A 952-nucleotide genomic window follows, 5' to 3' on the forward strand; every position below is an offset into this window, starting at 1 on the left:
AACCTGCTAGCTGAATAAAGCAATTGTTGAAGCCCGTTTTCGAGCGGCGCATATTTTGCCGTGAACCGACAAGAAAGGCCAATAATTCTGCCGTCTGTTCTGATGAGAGCTTCTTCTATTGTCTTAGCAGTCAAAGGGTTTTAGTATCGTCTGCTGAAAAGAAAATCACCATGGAGTTCGCGTGACAGATACAACTATTCAGCTTATTGCCGCATTTGGCTTATTTGTATTGGGTATCGCGGTGGGCATTCTTCTGCAGAAGAAAACCGCTAACGATGCAAGAAGAGTAACGCGACTACAGCAAAAACTGACTGAAACTGAAGATCGATTCACTCGCTATCAAGCGGACGTCACGTCTCATTTCATGGATACCGCCCGCAAAGTTCAAACACTCAACAAAACATATCGAGAAGTGAACGAACAACTCGCTAGCGGAGCGCGTAAGCTTTGTGAGGGAGGCGATGTCGAAGAGCTTCTAACGCTCAACTTCAATACTCAGGCAAATCCAAGCCATCGAGGCCACACCATTGAAATCCCTGATAGCGACCTAACCCCACCAATGGATTACGCGCCCAAAGACGTGCCTGAAGAAGGCGGTACACTCTCAGAGGGATTTGGTTTCGAGGGTAAAAAACTCAAAGATTTTGATGAACAGTTAGAACAAGAATACAAACAGAAGTAATTCTATAGAGACGGCACGTCAAACCGGGTTATCGATATCTGCAAAAACAAACTCGATGTCAAACTGGCTGGCCAAATGCTCGCCCAGCGCCTTGACGCCATAACGCTCGGTCGCATGATGGCCTGCAGAAAAATAAACGACACCTGTTTCTCGCGCTATGTGAACAGTTGGCTCCGAAATCTCGCCGCTTATATAGGCATCCACTCCAAGATCCACAGCTTTCTCAATCATACTTTGCGCACCACCCGTGCACCACGCAATGGTCTTAAG

General features: G+C 46.8%; 2 protein-coding genes. One reads left to right on the forward strand and one right to left on the reverse strand.

Features of this window, described 5'->3' with window-relative positions:
• Positions 1-181 precede the first annotated feature (181 nt).
• Complete coding sequence (locus tag A3750_RS19470; RefSeq protein WP_068457577.1) at positions 182-682, forward strand: YhcB family protein; 501 nt, start codon at positions 182-184, stop codon at positions 680-682.
• Between the two features lie 18 nt (positions 683-700).
• On the opposite strand, the gene A3750_RS19475 is transcribed toward A3750_RS19470, so the two are convergent.
• Positions 701-952 (reverse strand): Nif3-like dinuclear metal center hexameric protein (locus A3750_RS19475; protein WP_197475169.1); only part of this gene is annotated, 252 nt, incomplete at its 5' end.

It is taken from the genome of Oleiphilus sp. HI0079 (genome assembly GCF_001635105.1).